Annotated in this window: 21 protein-coding genes; 15 read left to right on the top strand and 6 right to left on the bottom strand. The window is 62.4% G+C overall.

The window, feature by feature from the left end; translation table 11 throughout:
• Positions 1-72: 72 nt before the first annotated feature.
• The 5 genes from ASD00_RS21575 to ASD00_RS21555 all read right to left on the bottom strand — a co-directional run bounded on the left by ASD00_RS21575 (position 73) and on the right by ASD00_RS21555 (position 4,198).
• Positions 73-969 carry a hypothetical protein gene (locus tag ASD00_RS21575; protein WP_025427348.1) on the bottom strand — a complete coding sequence of 299 codons (897 nt, stop codon included), beginning with the start codon at positions 967-969 and terminating at the stop codon, positions 73-75.
• 127 nt (positions 970-1,096) lie between these two features.
• On the bottom strand, positions 1,097-1,450 hold the full coding sequence (locus ASD00_RS21570; protein WP_057208730.1) for a VOC family protein: 354 nt from the start codon (positions 1,448-1,450) through the stop codon (positions 1,097-1,099).
• Positions 1,443-1,865, bottom strand: a complete 423-nt coding sequence (locus tag ASD00_RS21565) for a polyketide cyclase (RefSeq protein WP_025427346.1) — start codon at positions 1,863-1,865, stop codon at positions 1,443-1,445. The genes ASD00_RS21570 and ASD00_RS21565 overlap by 8 nt, the downstream gene beginning before the upstream one ends.
• A 79-nt stretch (positions 1,866-1,944) precedes the next feature.
• Positions 1,945-2,730 carry a helix-turn-helix domain-containing protein gene (locus tag ASD00_RS21560; RefSeq protein ID WP_025427345.1) on the bottom strand — a complete coding sequence of 262 codons (786 nt, stop codon included), beginning with the start codon at positions 2,728-2,730 and terminating at the stop codon, positions 1,945-1,947.
• A gap of 49 nt (positions 2,731-2,779) precedes the next feature.
• On the bottom strand, positions 2,780-4,198 hold the full coding sequence (locus ASD00_RS21555) for a sodium:alanine symporter family protein (protein WP_057208728.1): 1,419 nt from the start codon (positions 4,196-4,198) through the stop codon (positions 2,780-2,782).
• Between the two features lie 187 nt (positions 4,199-4,385).
• Here ASD00_RS21555 and ccoG point away from each other — a divergent pair, with 187 nt between their 5' ends.
• The 6 genes from ccoG to ASD00_RS21525 all read left to right on the top strand — a co-directional run bounded on the left by ccoG (position 4,386) and on the right by ASD00_RS21525 (position 11,322).
• Complete coding sequence (gene ccoG / locus ASD00_RS21550; RefSeq protein WP_025427343.1) at positions 4,386-5,960, top strand: cytochrome c oxidase accessory protein CcoG; 1,575 nt, start codon at positions 4,386-4,388, stop codon at positions 5,958-5,960.
• On the top strand, positions 5,957-6,454 hold the full coding sequence (locus tag ASD00_RS21545; RefSeq protein ID WP_025427342.1) for a FixH family protein: 498 nt from the start codon (positions 5,957-5,959) through the stop codon (positions 6,452-6,454). Before ccoG ends, ASD00_RS21545 begins: the two co-directional genes overlap by 4 nt.
• The gene (locus ASD00_RS21540; RefSeq protein ID WP_025427341.1) at positions 6,451-8,739 is read left to right on the top strand and encodes a cation-translocating P-type ATPase; all 2,289 of its coding nucleotides are present in this window, start codon (positions 6,451-6,453) and stop codon (positions 8,737-8,739) included. The genes ASD00_RS21545 and ASD00_RS21540 overlap by 4 nt, the downstream gene beginning before the upstream one ends.
• Positions 8,736-8,894 carry a cbb3-type cytochrome oxidase assembly protein CcoS gene (gene ccoS / locus ASD00_RS21535; protein WP_025427340.1) on the top strand — a complete coding sequence of 53 codons (159 nt, stop codon included), beginning with the start codon at positions 8,736-8,738 and terminating at the stop codon, positions 8,892-8,894. The genes ASD00_RS21540 and ccoS overlap by 4 nt, the downstream gene beginning before the upstream one ends.
• Before the next feature lie 180 nt (positions 8,895-9,074).
• Entirely contained in the window at positions 9,075-10,505 is a 1,431-nt protein-coding gene (gndA, locus tag ASD00_RS21530; protein WP_025427339.1) for an NADP-dependent phosphogluconate dehydrogenase, read from the top strand.
• Positions 10,506-10,920: 415 nt separating this feature from the next.
• Positions 10,921-11,322, top strand: coding sequence for a lysozyme inhibitor LprI family protein (locus ASD00_RS21525; protein WP_057208726.1), 402 nt, complete (start codon positions 10,921-10,923; stop codon positions 11,320-11,322).
• On the opposite strand, the gene ASD00_RS21520 is transcribed toward ASD00_RS21525, so the two are convergent.
• Positions 11,312-12,370: a LacI family transcriptional regulator gene (locus tag ASD00_RS21520; RefSeq protein ID WP_025427338.1), complete on the bottom strand. Its 1,059-nt coding sequence runs from the start codon at positions 12,368-12,370 to the stop codon at positions 11,312-11,314. The two genes, ASD00_RS21525 and ASD00_RS21520, sit on opposite strands and share 11 nt — an antisense overlap.
• 471 nt (positions 12,371-12,841) lie before the next feature.
• On the opposite strand from ASD00_RS21520, the gene ASD00_RS21515 reads away from it, so the two are divergent.
• The 9 genes from ASD00_RS21515 (at position 12,842) to mgrA (ending at position 23,689) form a co-directional block, all read left to right on the top strand.
• Positions 12,842-14,077, top strand: coding sequence for an ABC transporter substrate-binding protein (locus tag ASD00_RS21515; protein WP_025427337.1), 1,236 nt, complete (start codon positions 12,842-12,844; stop codon positions 14,075-14,077).
• Between the two features lie 216 nt (positions 14,078-14,293).
• Entirely contained in the window at positions 14,294-15,199 is a 906-nt protein-coding gene (locus tag ASD00_RS21510) for a sugar ABC transporter permease (protein WP_025427336.1), read from the top strand.
• A 118-nt stretch (positions 15,200-15,317) separates the two neighbouring features.
• On the top strand, positions 15,318-16,145 hold the full coding sequence (locus ASD00_RS21505; protein ID WP_225906378.1) for a carbohydrate ABC transporter permease: 828 nt from the start codon (positions 15,318-15,320) through the stop codon (positions 16,143-16,145).
• 4 nt (positions 16,146-16,149) lie between these two features.
• A complete protein-coding gene (locus tag ASD00_RS21500) occupies positions 16,150-17,241 on the top strand; it encodes an ABC transporter ATP-binding protein (RefSeq protein ID WP_057208724.1) in 1,092 nt (363 codons plus the stop codon).
• A 91-nt stretch (positions 17,242-17,332) separates the two neighbouring features.
• Positions 17,333-19,807, top strand: coding sequence for a glycoside hydrolase family 2 protein (locus ASD00_RS21495; RefSeq protein ID WP_025427333.1), 2,475 nt, complete (start codon positions 17,333-17,335; stop codon positions 19,805-19,807).
• A gap of 6 nt (positions 19,808-19,813) precedes the next feature.
• Positions 19,814-20,509: a D-lyxose/D-mannose family sugar isomerase gene (locus tag ASD00_RS21490; protein WP_025427332.1), complete on the top strand. Its 696-nt coding sequence runs from the start codon at positions 19,814-19,816 to the stop codon at positions 20,507-20,509.
• Between the two features lie 76 nt (positions 20,510-20,585).
• Positions 20,586-21,347 (top strand): sugar phosphate isomerase/epimerase, encoded by a 762-nt coding sequence (locus ASD00_RS21485; RefSeq protein ID WP_025427331.1) that lies wholly within the window; start codon positions 20,586-20,588, stop codon positions 21,345-21,347.
• Between the two features lie 15 nt (positions 21,348-21,362).
• Complete coding sequence (locus ASD00_RS21480) at positions 21,363-22,541, top strand: Gfo/Idh/MocA family oxidoreductase (RefSeq protein WP_025427330.1); 1,179 nt, start codon at positions 21,363-21,365, stop codon at positions 22,539-22,541.
• A gap of 119 nt (positions 22,542-22,660) precedes the next feature.
• The gene (mgrA, locus tag ASD00_RS21475) at positions 22,661-23,689 is read left to right on the top strand and encodes an L-glyceraldehyde 3-phosphate reductase (RefSeq protein ID WP_025427329.1); all 1,029 of its coding nucleotides are present in this window, start codon (positions 22,661-22,663) and stop codon (positions 23,687-23,689) included.
• Positions 23,690-24,046 lie beyond the last annotated feature (357 nt).

The raw sequence follows: 24,046 nt of genomic DNA, 5'->3' as shown, positions 1-24,046 counted from the left end.
TGGCAGGCGGATGAGGGGCGGTACCAATCGTCAAGTTAAGAAAATGGCCGCGTCGAAAGACGCGGCCTATCTTCATTCCAGCGCAGCGGCGATGGTGGCGCCGACCATGACGCTTGAAAGGGCGGCGCCCAAAAGCAGCGGCGCGTTGACCGGTCGGCGCACGACGGTGCCGAAATTGAACAGGTTCATCGGCAACAGGTGAAAGCCGCCGCCCTCGGGTTTGCTGCGTGGGGCTTCCATGAAACATTCGTCGTCGAACCAGATCCAGTCATTGCGCCAGGTCCAGCAGCCCTTGTCGCGATAGACGGCGGCAACCTCCTCGGCGAAGGCCTTATCGGCCGGCAGCCTGATGTAGTTGACCGGCTTGCGGCTAAAATACTGCATCGCCAGCGGCATCGAGCGTTCGGTGCAATAGTTCGACATCCAGAGCTTGAAGCCGATTTCGTCGCGAAGCCGGTCGAGCACGCGAAACACCTGCACATGATCCTCGTGACCGTACTCGCCCCAGGGATTGTGGGTGAAGACGTTCATGTCGGGCTTCAACCGCGGCTGCAGCGTGCGATAGAGCGTTTCGTAGTTTTCACGGTAGGCCTGGGCGATCGGCCGCGTCGAGTGGCGGAAGCTGCCGGGCATCAGTTGCGACAGCGATTTCTTCACCACGCGCTTGGCCTCGCGACGCGTGCCTTCGGTTCCGAACTCCATGCCGTAGGGGCCAGGCTTCGGGCTCGTCCAATCGGCGCAGTCGAAGGAGCCGGTCTCCTCCATCTCGAGGAACCGGACGTTGCCGCGGGGATAGGCCTTGATGGCGGCAACGCGGGCGTCGCCCATCTGCGGCTCCGACCAGATATCGCGATAAAGGATGATGACCTCGTCGACCTTTTTCAGGATCGAGGTGAACCACAGCAGTTCGTCGTCGGGGTGGGCGCCGATGATGACGGAATTCCGCAGAAACTCGTGATCGTCTGACATTGCCCAGCGCCCTTTGCCGCTTCTTGTTTTCGCGCGCAATCTTGGGATGCAAAGATTAAGTCTGGGTAAAATCTGCAGGCGCAGACGCCGGTTGTCCACAGGTGGCGGAAACCGGCGCGAGGGATGGTTATTGCGCCGACCAAACCGCCAGCTCGTAGCCGTCAGGATCGGCGAAGTGGAAGCGCCGGCCGCGGGGGAAGGGGAAGATCGGTTGCAGGATTTTTCCGCCGGCCGCCTCGACCTTCGTCAAGCTCTCTTCCAGATTGTCGGCATAGATGATGATCAGCGGCCCTCCGGCCCGGACTGGCCCTGTCGTGGTGAAGCCGCCGGTCAATCTTCCGTCCTGGAACTCGCAATATTCGGGGCCGTAATCCGTGAAGGTCCAGCCGAAGGCGCCGCCATAGAACGCCTTACTGGCGGCGATGTCGGAGACGTTGAACTCGACATAGTCGATGCGGCGATCGTTGCCCTTGTTACCCATGATGTGTCCTGTCGCTTTCTGATTCCAAGATTGACTTAAGGGCGGCGAGATCCTTCGCCACCCATTCGGCATCGCCGGCGAATTGCTCGTCGCTCATGTCGGCCTGCCGCAGCAGCGTGAACATCACCTCGGCGCCATCGTCGTTCGACACGACGCGCAGGGCGTTGTGCACCTTCACGCCGTTTTCCAGCGTCACCAGATGATCGACGACGCCGAAGGCATTGTCGGGGGCAAAACGCACGCGCGCGTTGCCGAGCGGTCCCGGAGCGACCCATTCTTCCCCGTCGCGCGTCAGGCCGGACGAAAGGCCCGATGCCCAGAGCGGCATGTTTTCAGGCTTGGCCATGAAAACATAGACCTCGTGCCAGTCGCGCTCGATCGAGATGTGGATGATTTTCGCTGCCAGTGTCGTCATGCGTTTCGTCGCCTTGCCATTGCCGTTGCAATCAAGGGGTAGCACCACAGGGCGTCGCCGTCTTGAATGAAACGGCCAGTCAGTTCGCGAGCTGGCGCCGGATTTCGCGCGGCGAGAGCGAGGTCAGCTCCCTGGTCTCGCGCGTCAGGTGGGCTTGGTCGGCGTAGCCGGTATCAAGCGCAAGCGCGCTCAGGCTCGCCTCAACGTCGCTTCGGCAGGTGGCGAGAAAACGCTGCAGGCGGAGGATGCGGTCGAGCGTCTTGGCGCCATAGCCGAAATGTTCGTGGCAGCGGCGGCGCAGCGTGCGCTCGCTGGTTCCTGTCGTCTGCGCCAGCAGCCGGATCGGGTTGTCAGACATCGGTTGCCTCTGGCGCAACTCAGCCAGGCAAGCGGCGATGTCGGCAGGCGGGGCTGCTACCGCCGCCAGCCTTTTCTCAACCGCGTGAGCAAGCATCGCGGCACGCGCTGCTGCGCTACCGGCCTCAGTCATCCGCGCATGGAGTTCATCGGCGGCGGCACCCCAGAAGGCATCGAGCGGCACGACCGTACCGGTCAGCTCGCAAAGCGGCGTGCGCAGCCAGGAGGCGGCAATACCGGCCCGAAAGCGCAGGCCGACCACGGTCTCGCCGGGGCCGATGACCGGAAAGGCCGCGACCCTGTCTGGGCCGGCAACAGCCAGACCCCGGCTCGACCAGATGATATCGACGCAGCCATCGGGAACGACAGCCATGGGCGAGGGCGGGCCCTCGGGCATGGTATGGCTCCAAAGGCACTCCACATGGCCCGCAAGCGAGGCAGGCGCCGAGCGCTCGCGGTAGATGCCGCAGCGCTTGGCAAGCGTCAGTGGCCGCAAGGTACCATGCATGCCTTGCCCTCCGAGGTCTCCCGCTTCCGGTTACCTGTCTCTTGCCGCCCTAATCGCGCGACCAGATCTTGCCGTCGATCTGCCCTTGCAGTTCCGGGTAGTCGGCGGCGTGGAAGACCGGCTCGACACCCTGCTTGCGCTGGGCGAAATAGTCCTTCGTCAGCTTGGCAATGGTACCCGACAGGAGCAGGATGGCAATCAGGTTGATCGTCGCCATCAGGCCCATCGAGGCGTCGGCGGCGTCGAACACGGTGGCGATGCTCTCATAGGCGCCCCAGACGACCATGGCGAGAACGGCGCATCGCATGAGGGTGATGCCGAGACGGTTGGCGCCGCCGAGATAGGTCAGCGCGTTCTCCGCGTAGGAATAGTTGCCGATGATCGAGGTGAAGGCGAAGAAGAAGATCGCAATGGCGATGAAATAGCTGCCCGCCCAGCCGATATGGACGTTCATGGCGGCCTGGGTCAGTTGCGTGCCGGTGATGCCGGAGCCGGGCTCCAGCGTGCCGGACAAGAGGATCATCACCGATGTCGCGGTGCAGATCAGGATCGTGTCGATGAAGACGCCGAGCGATTGTACGAACCCTTGCGAGGCCGGGTGATGCGGAACCGGGGTGGCGACGGCTGCGATATTCGGGGCGGAGCCCATGCCGGCTTCGTTGGAGAACAGGCCGCGCTTGACGCCGTTGAGCATGGCGGCAGCGACCCCGCCGGTGATGCCGCCTGCCGCTTCCTGCAGGCCGAAGGCGCTGGAAATGATGGTCCAGAGCACCGTTGGCACCAGCGAGGCGTTGGCGATCAGCACATAGATCGCCATCAGCAGATAGGCGACGGCCATGAACGGCACGACGATTTCGGCAACGCGCGCAATCTGGCGGATACCGCCGAAGATGACGATGCCCGAGAGCGCTGCAACGGCGATGCCGACCACGATCTTCGGAATGCCGAAGGCGCCCTGTACGGCATCGGCGATCGAATTGGCCTGAACCGCATTGAAGACGAGACCGAAGGAAAGGATGAGGCAGACGGAGAAGATCGTTGCCGCCCACGGCGCATTGAGGCCACGGGCGATGTAGAAGGCCGGACCGCCGCGATACTGGCCGTTTTCGTTCTTGACCTTGTAGAGCTGGGCCAGCGCGCTTTCCGCATAGGCCGTCGCCATGCCGACGAGCGCGACCATCCACATCCAGAAGGTGGCGCCCGGTCCGCCGAGATAGAGCGCAACGGCAACGCCGGCGAGATTGCCGGTGCCGACGCGCGAGGCAAGGCTCACGGTCAGCGCCTGGAACGGACTGATGCCCGCCGCATCCTTCGACCCGCCGCTGCTCAACACACGAAACATCTCGCCGAAATGCACGATCTGAGGAAAGCCAAGCCGGATGGTGAAGAAGATGCCGACGGCGAGCAGGCCATAAATGAGCACATAGCCCCAGAAGATCGTGTTCAAAAAGCCGATGATCGTGTCCATGCGGTCCTCGTAGGTTTGGCGGGATGTCGTGGTGTGGCAATTGCCATCAAGTCGCGCGGCATGAAGCCCGGACGTTTCGACGCATGCGGCCGCTTTAGCCCGCAAACTTGACACAGATCAACGTTTCCGGCCGCCAGATCGGGCAAAACAGCGTTCAATACGCGATATATTCGGGGATATCCCACAGATGCAGCCTCAATCCGCCACAAACGCCCCCATCGTCGAACGCCACGAGGCCGAGGCGGTCAACGCGGCGCATGTGCGCAAGCCGCTTTACGAAAAGCGCAAGAAGATCTTCCCGAAGCGCGCCGAGGGACGATTCCGCCAGTTCAAGTGGCTGGTGATGCTGGTCACGCTCGGCATCTACTATCTGACGCCGTGGATCCGCTGGGACCGCGGCGAGCATGCGCCCGACCAGGCGGTGCTTGTCGATATCGCCGCCCGTCGCTTCTATTTCTTCTTCATCGAGATCTGGCCGCAGGAATTCTTCTTCGTGGCCGGGCTTCTCGTGATGGCGGGTTTCGGCCTCTTCCTGGTCACGTCAGCCGTCGGGCGCGCCTGGTGCGGCTACACCTGTCCTCAGACCGTCTGGGTCGACCTGTTCCTTGTCGTCGAGCGCTACATTGAAGGCGACCGCAACGCGCGCATGAAGCTCGATGCCGGACCATGGACAGCGGCCAAGATCGTCAAGCGGGTGACGAAACATTCGATCTGGATTCTGATCGGCATTGCCACCGGCGGCGCCTGGATCTTCTATTTTGCCGACGCGCCGGCCTTGCTGAAGAGCTTCGTCTCGCTCGAGGCGCCGACGATCGCCTATATGACCGTCGCGATTCTCACCGCCACGACCTATGTGTTCGGCGGGCTGATGCGGGAGCAGGTCTGCACCTATATGTGCCCGTGGCCGCGCATCCAGGCGGCGATGCTCGACGAAAACTCGCTGGTCGTCACCTATAACGACTGGCGTGGCGAACCGCGCTCGCGCCACCAGAAGAAGGCGGCAGCCGCGGGCGAGAGCGTCGGCGACTGCGTCGATTGCAATGCCTGCGTCGTCGTCTGTCCGATGGGCATCGACATCCGCGACGGCCAGCAGCTCGAATGCATCACCTGCGCGCTCTGCATCGACGCCTGCGATAACGTCATGGACAAGCTTGGGCGCGAGCGCGGGCTGATCGCCTATGCGACGCTGAGCGATTATGCCTCCAACATGGCGCTTGCCACCGACGGCGGCACGACGGCGATCGACCCGGGCCGGGTGCGTGACGCCGACGGCACCTTCGTCGACAAGGTCAGGCATTTCAACTGGAAGATCGTCTTCCGGCCGCGCGTGCTTGTGTATCTCGGCGTCTGGACGCTGGTTGGTATCGGCCTGCTCTATGCGCTCCTGGCGCGCGATCGGCTGGAGCTCAACGTGCTGCACGATCGCAACCCGCAATTCGTGCTCGAATCGGATGGATCGGTGCGCAACGGCTACATGGTCAAGCTCTTGAACATGATCCCCGAACAGCGCACGATCACACTCACCATCGACGGCATGCCGTCGGCGATGATGCGCATTGCCGGCCAGGCACCGGGCGACGGCCGCAGCTTTGCCGTCGGCGTCGATCCGGACAAGGTGACGGCGCTGAAAGTGTTCGTGACGCTGCCGAAGGATAAACTCGGCGAAGCGGAAGACGGCTTCAGCCTGATTGCAGAAGACCCGTCGAGCCATGAGCGCGACGAATACCAGGCCAACTTCAACCAACCGGGAGCCGCGAAATGACCGCTGACCAAGGCAGGCAACCCCGTGTCTTCACCGGATGGCACATGCTCGGCGTGATGGTGCTGTTCTTCGGCACCATCATCACCGTCAACCTGATCATGGCCTGGAACGCCAGCCACAGCTGGAGCGGGCTCGTCGTCCAGAACACCTATGTCGCCAGCCAGCAGTTCAACGGCAAGGTGAAGGAGGCGCGCGCCTTTGCAGCGAGCGGCCTCGACGGCAAGCTCAGCCTGGAGCCGGGCGCGGTGCGCTACACGCTGACGCGACAAGGCAAGGCTGAAACGTCGGCCGACAAGGTCGTTGCCGTGTTCAAGCGTCCGGTCGAGGAGCATGAGGACGTGCAGATCGAGATGGCGCATCAGGGCAACGGCGTCTTCGTTGCCGCAACCGACCTTAAGCGCGGACAATGGATTGCCGATATCACCGCGACGTCGGGCGACAAGGTCGTCTATCGCCAGGCCATTCGCTTCATCGCGCCGGGAGAGCGTCCATGAGTTGCTGCGCTGCCGGCGCCGAAACCGCGCTGGAGATCGACAGGAGTGCGCAAGGCCTGCCGAGTTCGGAAGAGCTGTGGCTGACCAGCCGCACGCTCGGCAGTGGCCTTCGCCAGACCGACCTCAGCGTGCCCGGCATCCACTGCGGCGCCTGCATCACGACGATCGAGGCTGCCCTGAAGAGCCGGCCGGAGGTGGAGCGCGCCCGCGTCAACCTGTCCTCGCGCCGGGTCTCAGTCGTCTGGAAGGAAGAGGTCGCGGGGCAGCGCAGCGATCCGCGCGAACTGGCGCGCGCGATCCGCGAGCGCGGCTACGAAACGCATCTGTTTGCACCCGGCGAGGAAGAGGGCGACACGCTGTTGAAGCAGCTGGTCCGCGCCGTTGCCGTCGCCGGCTTTGCCTCGACCAACATCATGCTGCTCTCGGTCTCGGTCTGGTCGGGCGCCGAGGCGGCAACGCGCGATCTCTTCCATTGGATTTCGGCGCTGATCGCCGCGCCGACGCTGATCTATGCCGGCCGGTTCTTCTATGCCTCCGCCTGGAATGCGCTGAAGCACGGCCGCACGAACATGGACGTGCCGATCGCCCTGGCGATCACGCTCTCCTACGGCATCTCGCTTTATGAGACGATCACTCACGGCACCCATGCCTGGTTCGACGGCACGGTGATGCTTCTGTTCTTCCTGCTTATCGGCCGCACGCTCGACCACATGATGCGCGGCCGCGCCCGCTCGGCGATCAGCAGCCTGGCGCGCCTGTCGCCGCGCGGGGCGATGGTCATCGATGCCGACGGCAGCCGCGAATACCGTCCGGTGGACGAGATCAAGCCGGGCGAACGGCTGGCGATTGCGGCCGGCGAGCGTATTCCTGTCGATGGCCGGATTCTCGTCGGCTCGAGCGACCTGGACCGCTCGATCGTCAACGGCGAAAGCGCACCCGCGCCGGTGCATATTGGCGACACGGTCGAGGCCGGCACGCTCAACCTGACGGGACCGCTGACGATCGAGGCGACGGCTGCTGCCCGCGACTCGCTGCTCGCGGAAATCATGGGCCTGATGGAGGCGGCCGAAGGGGGCAGGGCGCGTTATCGCCGCATCGCCGATCGGGCAGCGCAATATTATTCGCCAGCGGTTCACCTGTTGGCCTTCCTGAGCTTTATCGGCTGGATGTTCGTCGACGGCGATTTCCATCACGCCATGCTGGTGGCCGTTGCTGTGCTGATCATCACCTGCCCATGCGCCCTTGGCCTGGCGGTGCCGGTGGTGCAGGTCATTGCCGCAGGCCGGCTCTTCCAGAACGGCGTCATGGTAAAGGACGGATCGGCCATGGAGCGGCTGGCCGAGATCGACACGGTGCTGTTCGACAAGACCGGCACGCTGACCGCCGGGGAACCGCGCCTGACCAACGGGGCCGAGATCAAGCCGGCGGTGCTGGCGACCGCTGCCGGCCTTGCCGTGCATTCGCGCCACCCGCTGGCCATGGCCATTCACGATGCGGCTGCGATCGCGCCGGTTCTCTCCGGCGATATCCGTGAAATCCCGGGCGCGGGCATCGAGGCACAGACGACCGACGGCATCTATCGTCTCGGCAGCCGCGCCTTTGCCTGTGGCGACGCCGGTGAGGCGAGCGGCCAGTCGGAGGTCATCCTCTCGCTCGACGGACGCGAGCTTGCCTGCTTCCGCTTTGAAGACCGGCTGCGGCCACAGGCGCGCGAAAGCGTCGACAAGCTGACACGCATGGGCTTTGCAACCGGCATTCTCTCGGGCGACCGCGAGCCGGTCGTGGCAGCGCTTGCCCGCAGGCTCGGCATCATCCGCTGGCGTTCCGAACTGTCGCCGCGCGGCAAGGTCGACGAATGCGCGGCTGCGGCCGAAGGCGGTCATCGCGTGCTGATGGTCGGCGACGGTATCAATGATGCGCCGGCGCTGCGTGCAGCCCACGTCTCGATGGCGCCGGCAACGGCTGCCGACGTCGGCCGGCAGGCTGCCGATTTCGTCTTCCTGCACCAGGGCCTCGACGCCGTGCCGATGGCGATCGACACCTCGCGCCGGGCAGGCCGGCTGATCCGCCAGAACTTCGCGCTGGCGATCGGCTACAACGTCATCGCCGTCCCGATCGCCATCATGGGCTACGCGACGCCGTTGATTGCAGCCATCGCCATGTCGACATCGTCGATCATCGTCGTTGCCAACGCTTTGCGGCTGCGCGCGAAGGTGGCGAAGTCTGCCGCAGCGATCGAGCGACAGGCGCCGACGACGCTGGGCGCGATCGGAAGCGCCTCATGAACACGCTGATCTATCTCATTCCGATCGCATTGTTCTTAGGGGGACTCGGTCTCGTCGCCTTCCTCTGGGCGCTGAAGAGCGGCCAGTACGAAGACCTCGACGGCGCCTCCTGGCGCGTGCTCGACGATGGCGACGGCAAGCCCGAAAAGGAGTGATTTTCTCAAGAATCGCTTGTCGTTAATCGATTTGAATGCCAAAACAGCCTCCGCCGTCGCATCTCGCGTCCGCCCCTTTCCCGAGGGGCAATGCGAGCGCGCGAAGTTTAATTCGAGGGGCCGGCTCCCACGCGTTTATCCTGATCGCGTCCGGCTCTCCTGTCCAATGGAGGCAATCACGTGTCACAGGCGGAAATCGGCCTTATCGGTCTCGGCGTCATGGGCTCGAACCTGGCGCTCAACATCGCTGAAAAAGGCAACAAGATAGCGGTCTTCAACCGCACCGTCGAAGCGACGCACAAATTCTACGCGGAAGCCGGCGAACTCCAGGGCCAGATCGTGCCCTGCGACACCATCGAAGAGTTCGTCGCCGCCATCCGCCCGCCACGTCCGATCATCATCATGATCAAGGCCGGCGAGCCGGTCGATCAGCAGATGGAAATCCTCAAGCCGTACCTCGCCAAGGGCGACATCATGATCGATGCCGGCAACGCCAACTTCCGCGACACGATGCGCCGCTTCGATGCGCTGAAGGACTCAGGTCTGACCTTCATCGGCATGGGTGTTTCCGGCGGTGAAGAGGGCGCGCGCCATGGCCCGTCGATCATGGTCGGCGGCACGGAAGATTCCTACAAGCGCGTCGAGACGGTGCTGACCTCGATCGCCGCGAAATACGACAATGATCCGTGCGTTGCCTGGCTCGGCGAAAACGGCGCCGGCCACTTCGTCAAGACCATCCACAACGGCATCGAATATGCCGATATGCAGATGATCGCCGAAATCTACGGTATCCTGCGCGACGGCTTGAAGATGACGGCCGGCGAAATCGGCGAAGTCTTTGGCGCCTGGAACAAGGGTCGCCTGAATTCCTACCTGATCGAGATCACCGAAAAGGTCTTGAAGGCAGCGGATCCGCTGACCGGCAAGCCGATCGTCGACCTGATCCTCGACAAGGCCGGCCAGAAGGGCACCGGCAAGTGGTCGGTGATCGAAGCGCAGAACATGGGCGTTCCGGCAACCGCGATCGAAGCGGCCGTTGCCGCGCGCAGCATCTCGTCCGCCAAGGATGAGCGCGAAGCCGCCGAGAAGATCCTCGGCCTGCCTGATGTCGGCGAGTTAAAGGTCACTGATAAGGCTGCCTTCATCAAGGACCTGGAAAACGCGCTGCTGGCCGCCAAGATCGGCGCCTATGCTCAAGGCTTTGCCGTCATGTCCGCCGCCTCGAAGGAATTCAACTGGTCGCTGCCGATGCCAACGATTGCCAAGATCTGGCGCGCCGGCTGCATCATCCGCTCGCAGTTCCTGGATGAAATCACCACCGCCTTCACCAAGGCGCCCGATGCCGCCAACCTGATCGTCACCCCGGCCTTTGCCGCCATGGTCAAGGAAACCGACGGGGCACTGCGCCGTGTCGTTTCGGCGGCCATGCTCGGTGGCCTGCCGGCGCCGGCGCTGGCCTCGGCACTCGGCTACTTCGACAGCTACCGCCGCGGCCGCGGCACTGCCAACGTGATCCAGGCCCAGCGCGACTTCTTCGGCGCCCACGGCTTCGACCGCGTCGATGGCGCCGATGCCCACCACGGCCCGTGGGGCAGCGGCCTCAACGCCTGAGCGGGCAAAATCGGAATTTCGAACGGGGCGGCCTACAGCGCCGCGCGTCTTATTAGACGCGCGGCGCTGTAGCACTTTGAATTGCTGCATGTTTTTATCCTTAAATCGAATGCGATTTAAGGCAACATGCGGTAGGTCGCCCCGTTTCGTTTGGTCATCGATCCCCATCTATTCACACGGTTGTATCGAGCAGGAAGACCAGTATGCAGTAGACGGCCGTCCTTGGTGCGACCGGTGATTGAATCGCCGATGAAACCGAAGAGAGCGCCCATGATCAGACTGTCATGAGAGCTGCGGATAACGGCGGCGGCAGCGCGCCCGGTGCGCCGTTGCTGATAAGACGGCCAATTGCAGTAAGGGATTTATTCGTTCCAAGCGCGAAACAGAGTCGTTTCAAAAACGGAGACTGAGTTCCATGAAGGCTTCATTGTTGACTGCCGCCCTGGTCTTGGCAACGTCCACGTCGGCATATGCGGAGCAAAGCTGCGGCGACCTGACGAACCAAGCGGACATGAACATATGCGCCGGGAAGGCCTATGACAAATCCGACACCGAACTGAACACTCTCTACAAGCAGATCGAGGCACGACTAAAGGACGACGCAGACACCACAAGGCTGCTGCTAACAGCGCAGAGGGCGTGGGTGGCGTTCCGCGATGCCGAGTGCAACTTTTCGAGTTCCGTGGTCACGGGCAGCTTGTATTCGTTCATTTTCAACTCGTGCCGTGATGGCATGACCAAAGTCCGTATCGAAAACCTCAAGGTTTACCTGAAATGCACCGACGGTGACCTGGACTGCCCTGTTCCTACCGTTTGATCGATACCGGCACGGCGGACTGAAGCTCCGGCTGACTGAGGCTCTGCAGCGTTTCGGACGGCTGGCCGTCGATATGGCCGATCACCGCCTTGGCGAGTTCGCGCCCGGCAACCCGGATGTCCTCGTACATGGTCACCACTTCGGGGCGAAGCCAGCGCAGGAAATCGCTCGGCACCTTGGACACCATGTCGGCATCCTTGCCGAGTGTCCTGTTGGCGGCCTCAAGGCCGGCGATCAGTGCGATCGCGCCGGAGCCGCTGCCCGACACGATGCCGTCAGGCGGATTGTCCGAGCGCATCAGCGTCTCGAAGGCGTCGCGGATCTCGACCAGCGTGTGATCGATATTGATGTGGTGGAAGCTGACCGCATCCGCCTGGAAATCGCGAAGGCCGCGCTCGAAGCCGGCGCGCATGTGCGAATAGAAGGTCAGGTGCGGCGGCGGCTCCAGCAGCACCAGGCGCTTGCGGCCGCGCTCCACCAGCTCGCGCACGGCCTCATAGGCAAAACGCTCGTTGTCGAAGTCGTGATAGGGGTGGACGACGCCCATCTCGGTGCGGCCGTGGGTGACGAAGGGCAGGCCGCGCTCCGTCAGAAGCGCCACGCGCGGGTCGTGCGGCTCGGTGCGCGAAATGATCACGCCGTCGGCCGCGCCGGTGTCGAGGATATAGCGGATCGGCGCCAGCGCATCCTTGGTAGCGCTATAGGGCGTGACCACCAGATGATAGGGGGTGCCGGCGAGAACCTCGGTGATGCCGACGACCATGGGGCTGGTGATGCCCATGATTTCTTCTTCCAATGTCAGTACCAGGCTGATGACATTGGTCTTGCCGGTTCTCAGGCGCACCCCGGCGCGGTTCGGCTGGTAGCCGATCTGCTTGGCGACGAGGCGCACGCGCTCCTTGGTTTCGGCGCCGATATCGGGCGCATCCTTCAAGGCGCGCGAGACGGTGGTGATGCCGAGCCCGGTCATGAAGGCGATCGTCTTCAGCGTGGGCCTGCCGCCATCCGGCGGCGGCGTCAGCGGTCTGTTTTTCGTCTTGCTGTCCATCGCTGTCACCCGCTCGCCCTTGCCGTTGCCGCCCGCCGCCCCATTTAGCGTCACTTCCCGCCTTATATACGAAATGTGACGGGGAGCTATCCTGCTATGGGCGTACGGCACCGAGGCAAATCTGTAACGATACAGTAGCGCTGTCGAGCATTTTCGTTGCTGCGCTGCGGTGAATGAAACACTCTGGTTGAGTGTGCTGTGTTGCAGCGGGCTTTTTGCGTCTGCGAGAGAGCATATGCAGCAAAATACCAGCATTTCTGCACAAAAAATATCAAAATCAGCGCGTTATCAACCCGCTATGCCGGATCTTCATGGTCTTGCCCGTGATCAGTTCACGTCTCTTTGATGTCCGAAAGTACGCCTGTAGATTGCAGAAAATGTTTCTGTTTAAATTCATTGGGGTGGGAGTTGCGGACCGGGATCGTTTCCTCTAAGTTTTTTACGGTAACGTTACAGTGAGGGAGGAGACTCATGAATTTACGTTCTTTCGCGGCCGCTTTGGCGGTGACGGTGGCGCTGCCATTTGGTGCAGCAAACGCAACCGATCTCGAGGTGACGCATTGGTGGACGTCGGGCGGGGAGGCTGCTGCGGTCGCCGAGCTTGCAAAAGCGTTCGATGCCACCGGAAATCACTGGGTTGACGGTGCCATTGCCGGCGCCGGCAGCACGGCGCGGCCGATCATGGTCAGCCGCCTGACCGGTGGCGATCCGATGGGTGCCACGCAATTCAACCATGGACGCCAGGCAGAGGAACTGGTCGAGGCTGGGCTGATGCGCGACCTGACCGATGTCGCCTCCAAGGAGAACTGGAAAGAGATCATCAGGCCGGCGAGCCTGCTCGATTCCTGCACCATCGACGGCAAGGTCTATTGCGCGCCGGTCAACATTCATTCCTGGCAGTGGCTCTGGCTGTCGAACGCTGCCTTCAAGAAGGCCGGCGTCGATGTGCCGAAGAACTGGGACGAGTTTGTCGCAGCGGCACCGGCACTTGAAAAAGCCGGCATCGTGCCGCTCGCCGTCGGCGGACAGCCGTGGCAGTCGGCCGGTGCCTTCGACGTTCTCATCGTCGCTCTTGCCGGCAAGGACACGTTCCTCAAGGTCTTTGGCGACAAGGACGAGGAAGTGGCCGCCGGTCCTGAAATTGCCAAGGTGTTCAAGGCTGCGGATGACGCGCGTCGCATGTCCAAGGGCACCAATGTCCAGGACTGGAACCAGGCGACCAACATGGTCATCACCGGCAAGGCCGGCGGCCAGATCATGGGCGACTGGGCGCAAGGCGAATTCCAGCTCGCCGGCCAGAAGGCCGGAACCGATTACACCTGCCTGCCGGGCCTCGGCGTCAACGAAGTCATCGCGACGGGCGGCGACGCTTTCTATTTCCCGGTGCTGAAGGATGAGGAGAAATCCAAGGCCCAGGAAGTGCTGGCATCGACGCTCCTGAACCCGGCGACGCAGGTGGCGTTCAACCTGAAGAAGGGTTCGCTGCCGGTGCGCGGCGATGTCGATCTGGCTGCCGCCAACGACTGCATGAAGAAGGGCCTGGACATCCTCGCCAAGGGCAACGTCATCCAGTGGACCGACCAGCTTCTGTCGGCTGACAGCCAGAAACAGAAGGAAGATCTCTTCTCCGAGTTCTTCGCCAACCCCTCCATGACGCCGGAGGAAGCGCAGAAGCGCTTTGCCGACATCATCGCTTCGGCGGACTGATGGAGCTTCCTTGATCCGTCGGCCCCGCCCTCGGCGGGGTCGGCCAAGGCTCCCATTCGGCACGACACGTTCAGGCGGACCAGCGTGCCTTTGCCTGGCAGGCGTATTGGGAGAACGGCTTCAACGTGGCGAGGCGGTTTTCGAGCGACGGCACATCCGTTCGTCATCGACGCCGCCTGCCATCGGCAATCCAATGCAGTTCCGGAGGAACGAAACATGGGTCACACACGCGGTTCGGGTCGGCCGAACCAGTGGCTGCGGAATCTGAATGCGAAGCTGGCCTCGATCCCGATGATCCTGACGGCCGTGGTCATTTTCCTCGGCGGCACGGTCTGGACCGTGGTCTATTCCTTCACCAATTCCAAGCTCTTGCCGCGGCTTTCCTTCGTTGGCCTCGACCAGTATGAGCGGCTGTGGGCCGCGCCGCGCTGGCTGATGTCGGTGCAGAACCTGGCGATCTACGGCTTGTTTTCGCTGATTTTCAGCCTGGTCATCGGCTTCCTGCTGGCGGCGCTGATGGACCAGAAGATCCGCTTCGAGAACACGTTCCGCACGATCATGCTCTATCCCTTCGCCCTGTCCTTCATCGTGACGGGCCTCGTGTGGCAATGGCTGCTCAACCCGGAATACGGCATCCAGTCGGTGGTGCGCTCTCTCGGCTGGACGAGTTTTGCCTTCGACCCGCTCTACAATTCCAATATCGTCATTTACGGCATCCTGATCGCGGCGCTGTGGCAAGGGACCGGGCTCGTCATGTGCCTGATGCTCGCCGGCTTGCGTGGGATCGACGAGGATATCTGGAAGGCGTCGCGCGTTGACGGCATTCCGATGTGGAAGACCTATGTCTTCGTCATCATCCCGATGATGCGCGGCGTCTTCATCACCACGCTGGTGATCATCGCAAGCGGCATCGTCAAGGTTTACGATCTCGTGGTGGCGCAGACGAGCGGCGGCCCGGGCATCGCCTCGGAAGTGCCGGCCAAATACGTCTACGACTACATGTTCCAGGCGCAGAATCTCGGCCAGGGATTTGCCGCCTCGACCATGATGCTCATCACCGTCGCCATCATCATCGTGCCCTGGGCCTATCTCGAATTTGGGGGAGGGCGCAAGCGTGCCTGAGATCGTCGCTTTCAACGCCATCGCCGCCGGTATCGACCCCGAGGCGGAAAAGACCTCCGTTGCCCTTTCAGGCCCGCGGGGCCGCAAGCCGCGCCGGGCGCTTTCGGGCCGCAACATCATGGTCTACGGCACCCTGATTGTCGTGGCACTCTACTACCTGCTGCCACTCTACGTCATGGTCATGACCTCGCTGAAGGGCATGCCGGAAATCCGACTCGGCAACATCTTCGCGCCGCCGCTCGAAATCACCTTCGAGCCCTGGGTGAAGGCCTGGTCGAGCGCCTGCACCGGCCTCAACTGCGATGGCCTTTCGCGCGGCTTCTGGAACTCGGTGCGCATCACCGTTCCCTCGACCATCGTCTCGATCGCGATTGCCTCGATCAACGGCTATGCGCTGGCCAACTGGCGCTTCAAGGGCGCCGACCTGTTCTTCACTATCCTGATCGTCGGCGCCTTCATCCCCTATCAGGTGATGATCTATCCGATCGTCATCGTGCTGCGCGAGCTCGGCGTCTATGGCTCGCTGACCGGCCTGATCATCGTTCACACCATCTTCGGCATGCCGATCCTGACGCTTCTGTTCCGCAACTATTTCGCCGGGCTGCCGGAAGAATTGTTCAAGGCGGCGCGCGTCGACGGCGCTGGGTTCTGGACCATCTATTTCCGCATCATGCTGCCGATGTCGATGCCGATCTTCGTGGTGGCGATGATCCTGCAGGTGACCGGCATCTGGAACGACTTCCTGTTCGGCGTGGTGTTCACCCGGCCGGAATATTACCCGATGACCGTCCAGCTCAACAACATCGTCAATTCGGTACAGGGCGTGAAGGAATACAACGTCAACATGGCGGCAACCATCCTCACCGGTGCCGTGCCGCTTTTCGTCTACTTCGTCTCCGGGCGGCTTTTTGTCCGCGGCATCGCCGCCGGCGCAGTGAAAGGGTAAGGGCATGGAAAACGTCAGCGTATCGGTCAAGGATCTGTCGTTGAGCTTCGGTGCCGTCACTGTGCTCGACACGCTCAACCTCGACATCAAGGATGGCGAATTCCTGGTGCTGCTCGGCTCATCCGGCTGCGGCAAGTCGACCTTGCTCAACTGCATCGCCGGGCTCCTGGACGTCAGCGACGGCCAGATCTTCATCAAGAACAAGAACGTCACCTGGGAGGAGCCGAAGGACCGTGGTATCGGCATGGTGTTCCAGTCCTACGCGCTCTATCCGCAGATGTCGGTGGAGAAGAACCTCTCCTTCGGGCTCAAGGTGGCCAAGGTCGAAAAGGCCGAGATCGACAAGCGCGTCAGCCGCGCCGCCGAGATCCTGCAGATCCAGCCGCTGTTGAAGCGCAAGCCCGCCGAGCTTTCCGGCGGCCAGCGCCAGCGCGTGGCGATCGGCCGGGCACTGGTGCGCGATGTCGACGTGTTCCTGTTCGACGAGCCACTGTCGAACCTCGACGCCAAGCTGCGTTCGGAACTGCGCGTCGAGATCAAGCGGCTGCATCAGTCCCTGAAGAACACGATGATCTACGTCACCCACGACCAGATCGAGGCGCTGACGCTAGCCGACCGCATCGCGGTGATGAAGAGCGGTGTCATCCAGCAGCTTGCCGATCCGATGACGATCTACAACGCGCCGGAAAACCTGTTCGTCGCCGGCTTCATCGGCTCGCCGTCGATGAACTTCTTCCGCGGCGAGCTGCAATTGAAGGATGGGCGGGCCTTCGTGCGCGCCAATGGCGTCGATTTCGACGTGTCGGCCTATCCGTCGCGCGGGCCGTTCAAATCTGGCCAAAAGGTCGTCCTTGGCCTGAGGCCGGAGCATGTGCGTGTCGACGAGGCACCGAACGGCCAGCCGTCGCACCAGGCGGTCGTCGATATCGAGGAGCCGATGGGCGCCGACAACCTGCTCTGGCTGAAACTTGCCGGCCAGTCGATGTCGGTGCGCATCGGCGGCCAGCGCCGCTACAAGCCGGGAACGGCGGTGACGCTTTCCTTCGACATGGCGGTCGCCTCGATCTTCGACGCGGTCAGCGAAAATCGTCTCTGAACAACGGGGAAACGCGCCGGCTTTCATCATCCGGCGCGTTTCGACACACTGGCATGCCGGCAGTTTCGCCGGCAATCAACGGAATATGGAAATGCTCTCCCAGGACCCGAATCGAACCGCTTGCTATCTCGACCTCGCGGGAGAATGGCAGCTCGCTTCCAGCGATAAAAGCCACGCGACGACCATGGCGCTGCCGGGCGACGTGCACACGGCTTTGCAAAGGGCCGGCATCATCGACGACCCTTATGTGGGTCGCAACGAGGATGACGTGCAATGGGTGGCGCACGAGGATTGGGTGATCGAGCGCACAGTGTCGATCGATGCGGATGATCTCGGCGGCTACTGGTATCTCGACCTCGAATGCATCGACACGGTCGCCTCGGTCTTCGTCAACGACCGGCTCGTGCTCGAGGCCGACAATTGCTTCCGCCGTCATCGGCCCGATGTCTCCCGTACGCTGGTCGCCGGTGAAAACCGTATCCGCATCGTGCTGCCGTCCTCGATATCAGAGGGTGCACGCCGGCAGAGGGCGCAGCCCTTCTACGTGCCCTACCACCCCGGAAATTCGCCGATCGCCAACGGCAACATGCTGAGGAAGCCCCAGTGCCATTTCGGCTGGGACTGGAACATCGCGATTGCGCCGCTCGGTGTCTACGGTACGCTGGCGCTGCGCCGGCTGGAGATCGCCCGCATCGAGCATGTGACGACAAAGCAGATCTGGCTCGGCGACGGCTCGGTCGATCTGCAGGTAACGGTCACGCTCTTTGCCGATGGTCCGGGCATCGTCCCGGTTCATTTCTCTCTCGACGGCCAAAGGGAGCGGCTCGATTGCGCCGTCGGCACCGGCGAGACCCGCATCACCCACGTCTTTACCGTCAGTGAGCCGAAACGCTGGTGGCCGGCCGGCAGCGGCGAGCAGAACCTTTCGATGCTGACCGTGGAAGTGCCACAGGAGCAGGTGACGCGTCAGATCGGCTTTCGCACGATCGAGCTTCTGACCGACAAGGACGAGGCGGGAAGCCGCTTTGCCTTTCGCGTCAATGGCCGCGAGATCTTCTGTCGGGGCGCCAACTGGATCCCGGCCGACGCGCTGATGTCACGGGTGACGCCTGATGGTGTCGAGGACCTGCTGCGCTCAGCGTTTGACGCCAACATGAACATGATCCGCGTCTGGGGCGGCGGCTTCTACGAGCCGGACTGGTTCTACGATCTCTGCGACCGGCTGGGCCTGATGGTCTGGCAGGACTTCATGTTCGCCTGCAACCTCTATCCCTCGACGCCCGATTTCCTCGACAACGTCGCGGCCGAGGTCGACTACCAGGTCAAGCGCCTGTCGTCCCATCCGTCGATCGCGCTCTGGTGCGGCGACAACGAGCTGGTGGGCGCGCTCACCTGGTTCGACGAGCCGCGCAAGGATCGCGACCGTTATCTCGTCTCCTATGACCGCCTGAACCGTACGGTCGAAGTTGCGCTGAAGGCGGCGCTGCCGGACGCACTGTGGTGGCCCTCAAGCCCGGCCTCCGGCTATCTCGATTTCGGCGACGCCTGGCATTCCGACGGTTCCGGCGACATGCACTATTGGTCGGTCTGGCATGAGAACAAATCCTTCGACAATTACCGGTCCGTGCGCCCGCGCTTCTGCTCGGAGTTCGGTTTCCAGTCCTATACCTCCATGCCCGTCATCCGGCAGTTTGCTGCCGAGAAGGACCTCAACATCGCGTCGCCGGTGATCGAGAGCCACCAGAAGAACGTCGGCGGCAACGAGCGCATTGCCGGCACGATGTTCCGCTATTTCCGCTTCCCCAAGGACTTCCCAAGCTTCGTCTATCTCAGCCAGATCCAGCAGGGCCTGGCGATCCGCACGGCCGTCGATTACTGGCGCTCGCTCAAGCCCCATTGCATGGGCACGCTCTACTGGCAGCTCAACGACACCTGGCCGGTCGCTTCCTGGTCGAGCCTCGACTACGGCGGCAGCTGGAAGGCCATGCATTACATGGTGCGCCGCTTCTTCCAGCCGGTGGCCGTTGCCGCCATTCCGTCCGCCGACGGCAAGGAAATCACCTTTTCGATGGTCAACGACACCGCCGCGCCGGTGACTGTGGAACTGCAGGCCTTCGTCGTTACGCTTGACGGTGCGCGCACGCCGCTGATGGCGGCAGCAGGCACCTGCTCGCCGGACCGCGCGGCGACCTTGGTGAGCATCGCGGCGCGCGACATTCCCGAAAACGCACTGTTGTTCTGGTCGTTCGAGGCGTCGAACGGCATGCGTGGCGAAGGCCATCACGTGCCGGGCACCTATAAGGCTCTCGATCTTCAGCCCTCCAAGCTGTCGCTTGAGGTCTTGCCAATCGGCGACGGCGCCTACGACGTCTCGATCAAGGCGAGTGGCCTGGCGCTGCATGTGATGATCGAGGCCGACGTCGCCGGGCGCTACGCCGACAATGCCTTCGATCTCACATCAGGTGAAACGAAGGTCATCCGCTTCACGCCGAAGACATCACTTGCCGAAGGCACGGTGCCGCGCTTTGCCGCCTTCGATCTTGAATCCTGCCAGGGAAAGGGGTGACCCACCGTGAAACGCAGCCACGTCAATGACATCATCGCCAGCAGCGATGCCTTCATGCGCAGCTTCGGCTTCGTGCTTCCGCCCTTTGCCTATTGGTCGCCGGAAGAAATGAAGTCGCGCGTCGCTTCGGATTGCCCGACGATCTTCGATGCCCGGCTCGGATGGGACATCACCGATTACGGCAAGGGCCGCTTCGATGAGGTCGGTCTCGTGCTCTTCACGCTGCGCAATGGCGATGCCTCGAACCTGACGACGGGGCAGGGCATGGTCTATGCCGAGAAACTGATGATCACCCGCAACGGTCAGGTCAACCCGCTGCATCGCCACGCCGCCAAGACCGAGGACATCATCAACCGTGGCGGTGGCACGCTGGTGCTGCAGATGTACAATTCGCACTCCGACGGCTCTGTCGACGACGAAAGCGACGTCGAGGTAGCGACCGATGCGCGCCTGCGTCGGCTGAAGGCCGGCGACCTCCTGAAACTCATGCCCGGCGAAAGCGTGACGCTTTTGCCCGGCAACTGGCACGCCTTCTGGGCGGAAGACGGAGACGTGTTGATGGGCGAGGTTTCGACCGTCAACGACGACCTTACCGACAATTACTTCCGCGAACCCGTTGGTCGCTTCTCGGCGATCGAGGAGGACACAGCCCCCGTCCATCTGCTGGTGTCGGATTACGACGCCTGGCTCAGGGCCGGATGACGAAAAACCCGGCCGGGTCTCGTCCCGCCCCTGGCCGATCAGACCGATCACGATGATTTCCCGAGGAGGATTTTCGATGAAAGACGTCAGTTTTCAGCTCTATAGCGCCCGCAACTTCCCGCCCTTCGCCGATGTGCTGAAGGCGATCGGCGAGGCAGGATATAGCCAGGTCGAAGGTTACGGCGCGCTCTATGCGGCGCTCAGCGATGCGGAGATCGCAAGCTTCAAGCACGGTCTCGACGAGAACGGCCTCGCCATGCCGACGGCGCATTTCGGCCTGGATATGCTCGAAAGCGATCCGGCACGGGTGCTTGAAATCGCCAAGGCGCTCGGCATCCGGGCGATCTATTGCCCTTATCTCCTGCCCGAGCATCGCCCGACGAACGCGGCCGGCTGGCGCGCCTTCGGCGAGCGCCTGCAGGCGGCGGGCAAGCCCTACCGCGATGCCGGCCTCATCTTCGGCTGGCACAACCACGACTTCGAATTCTTCGCCCTGCCGGATGGCAGCATTCCGCAGGACCTGATCTTCGAGGGTGGGCCGGATCTTTCCTGGGAGGCCGACATCGCCTGGATCATCCGCGGCGGCGCCGACCCGATCGCCTGGATCAAGAAATATGCCAACCGGATCACTGCCGTGCATGTGAAGGACATCGCGCCGACGGGCGAGAAAAAGGACGAAGACGGCTGGGCCGATGTCGGCGAGGGTACGGTCGACTGGAAGGGCCTGTTCCAGGCGCTCTCCGGCACCAAGGCGCGCTATTTCATTGCCGAGCACGACAATCCGAGTGACTTCCAGCGCTTCGCCAAGCGCTCGCTCGCCTCCATCCAATCCTACTGAAAAACAGGTAGATCCATGACCAAGGAACTTGGCGTCGGCATCATCGGATGCGGCAACATCTCCACCACCTATTTCAAGCTTGCCCCGCTTTTCAGGGGCATCAAAGTCGTCGCCTGCGCGGATATCAATCCGGCGGCAGCCGAAGCACGGGCGACTGAGTATGGCGTCAAAGCGCAGAGCATCGAAGCGCTTCTCGCCAACCCGGATGTCGATATCGTCGTCAACCTGACGATCCCTGATGCGCATTTCCCGGTATCCAAGAGTATTCTCGAAGCGGGAAAACACGTCTACTCGGAAAAGCCGCTGGTGCTCTCGCTGGAGCAGGGTGAGGAACTCCGCGCCCTTGCCAAGGCCAAGGGCCTGACGGTCGGTTGCGCCCCCGACACCTTCCTCGGTGGCGCCCACCAGCTTGCCCGCAGCTATATCGACGCCGGCAAGATCGGCCGCGTGACGTCGGGCACCTGCCACGTGCTCAGCCCCGGCATGGAGATGTGGCATCCGAACCCGGACTTCTTCTTTCTTCCCGGCGGCGGTCCGATCCTCGATCTCGGGCCCTACTACATCGCCAACCTGATCAACCTCATCGGTCCGGTGAAGCGCGTGGCAGCGCTGTCTTCGATGGCCAATCCGACACGCACCATTACCAGCGAGCCGCGCAACGGCGAGGTCATCCCGGTGAAGACGCCGACCAACATCCATGCGCTGCTGGAGTTCGCAAACGGCGCAACGATCACCCTGTCGGCGAGCTGGGATGTCTGGTCGCATCGCCACGCCAATATGGAGCTCTACGGCACGGAGGGCTCGATTTTCGTCCCTGATCCCAACTTCTTCGGCGGCAAGGTCGAAGCGAGCGGCCGGGACAAGAACATCCAGCCGCTGGAAATGTGGGATCATCCCTTTGCCGTCGAAAACCAGGAGCACCCGCAGGGCCCGATGGCGAACTACCGCACGGCTGGCCTTGCCGACATGGCGATCGCCATTCTCGAGGGTCGCGATGCCCGCTGCTCGCTTGACCGCGCGCTGCACGGCGTCGACGTGATGGTATCGATCCTGAAGTCGGGCGAGGAAGGGCGGTTCATCGAACTCAGTACCACCTGCACCCAGCCGGCAGCCCTCGGGATCGAGGAGGCGCGGGCGCTGCTCATCGAACCTCAAGAAGAAATATCGGGAAATCGTGCCGCTGCCGCTTCATAGCTGCATCGGACCAGTTTAGACGTTTCTGAACAGAGGTTTCCGCAGCCGCGGAAACCTTTCTCATTTGCAGGATGGCGGTCTCTTATTCGCCATCAAAACCCGATCGCGGAGGAATTGCGATGACCTGGCTACCGGCGGAAAACCGCTACGACACCATGAAGTACAACCGCGTCGGACGGTCCGGCCTGAAGCTGCCGGCGATCTCGCTGGGGCTTTGGCACAATTTCGGCGGCGACACCCCGCACGACCGCAAGGTCGACATGTGCCGTACTGCCTTCGATCTGGGCATCACCCATTTCGATCTCGCCAACAATTACGGTCCGCCTCCGGGATCGGCCGAAACCGCTTTTGGCGAGATCATGCGCACGGACTTCGCGCATCTGCGCGACGAGTTGATCATCTCATCCAAGGCCGGCTACGACATGTGGCCGGGTCCCTATGGCGAGTGGGGCAGCCGCAAGTATCTGATCGCGTCCTGCGACCAGAGCCTGAAGCGCATGGGGCTCGACTATGTCGATATCTTCTATTCGCACCGCTTCGATCCGGACACGCCGCTGGAAGAGACCTGCGGCGCCCTCGACCATATCGTGCGGTCGGGCCGGGCGCTTTATGTCGGGATTTCCTCCTACAACTCGCAGCGCACCCGCGAGGCGGCCGCGATCCTGAAGGAACTCGGCACACCCTGCGTGATCCATCAGCCGAGCTATTCCATGCTCAACCGCTGGATCGAGGACGACGGCCTCGTGCACACGCTCGAAGATCTCGGCATCGGCTCGATCGTCTTCTCGCCGCTCGCCCAGGGCATGCTGACGACGAAGTATCTCGGCGGCATTCCGCAGGACAGCCGCGCCGCACAGAACCACTTCCTCAAGAAGGACTTCATCCGTCCGGCGATCATCGACAACATCCGCAAGCTCAACGGCATTGCCGAAAAGCGCGGCCAGACGTTGGCGCAGATGGCGCTCGCCTGGGTGCTGCGCGGCGGGCGCATCACCTCGGCGCTGATCGGTGCCAGCCGTTCCGAGCAGATCGTCGATTGCGTCAAGGCGCTTGAAAACGACACGTTCACGGCGGAAGAGCTGGCCGAGATCGACCTTTACGCGCGCGAAGCCGACGTCAATCTCTGGGCCTCTTCGGCCGAGCTCTGATCCTGCGAATACATTGATTTGCCTCGATTTTGAGCAATTCCGATTACTTTCCGGCGCATTAGACAAAAGTCGAATATGCGCCGGAAAGCGTCCGCTGGACATGCATAAGTGAGCGTGTAAGGTGCGTCGATGCCACCGGTTCGCGCTGCGACACGGATGGCTCCAAAGCATGCCGTGCGCAGCGGCTTTGCAGAAACTACAGCGCCGCGCGTCTTATGAGACACGCAAAGGTCGCTGTAGCACTTTGAATTGCTGCATGTTTTTATTCTTAAATCGAATAGGATTTAAGGAAACTGCAGTAGAGCTTAAAGCGCAGCGAGCGAATCCTGGAGATCGCGACGCTTTGGGAGGAGGAGC

The organism is Ensifer sp. Root31, assembly GCF_001424825.1.
GTDB lineage: Bacteria > Pseudomonadota > Alphaproteobacteria > Rhizobiales > Rhizobiaceae > Ensifer > Ensifer canadensis.
Note: the sequence above shows the minus strand (reverse complement) of the source record. Positions and strands in the feature narration are given on the sequence as shown.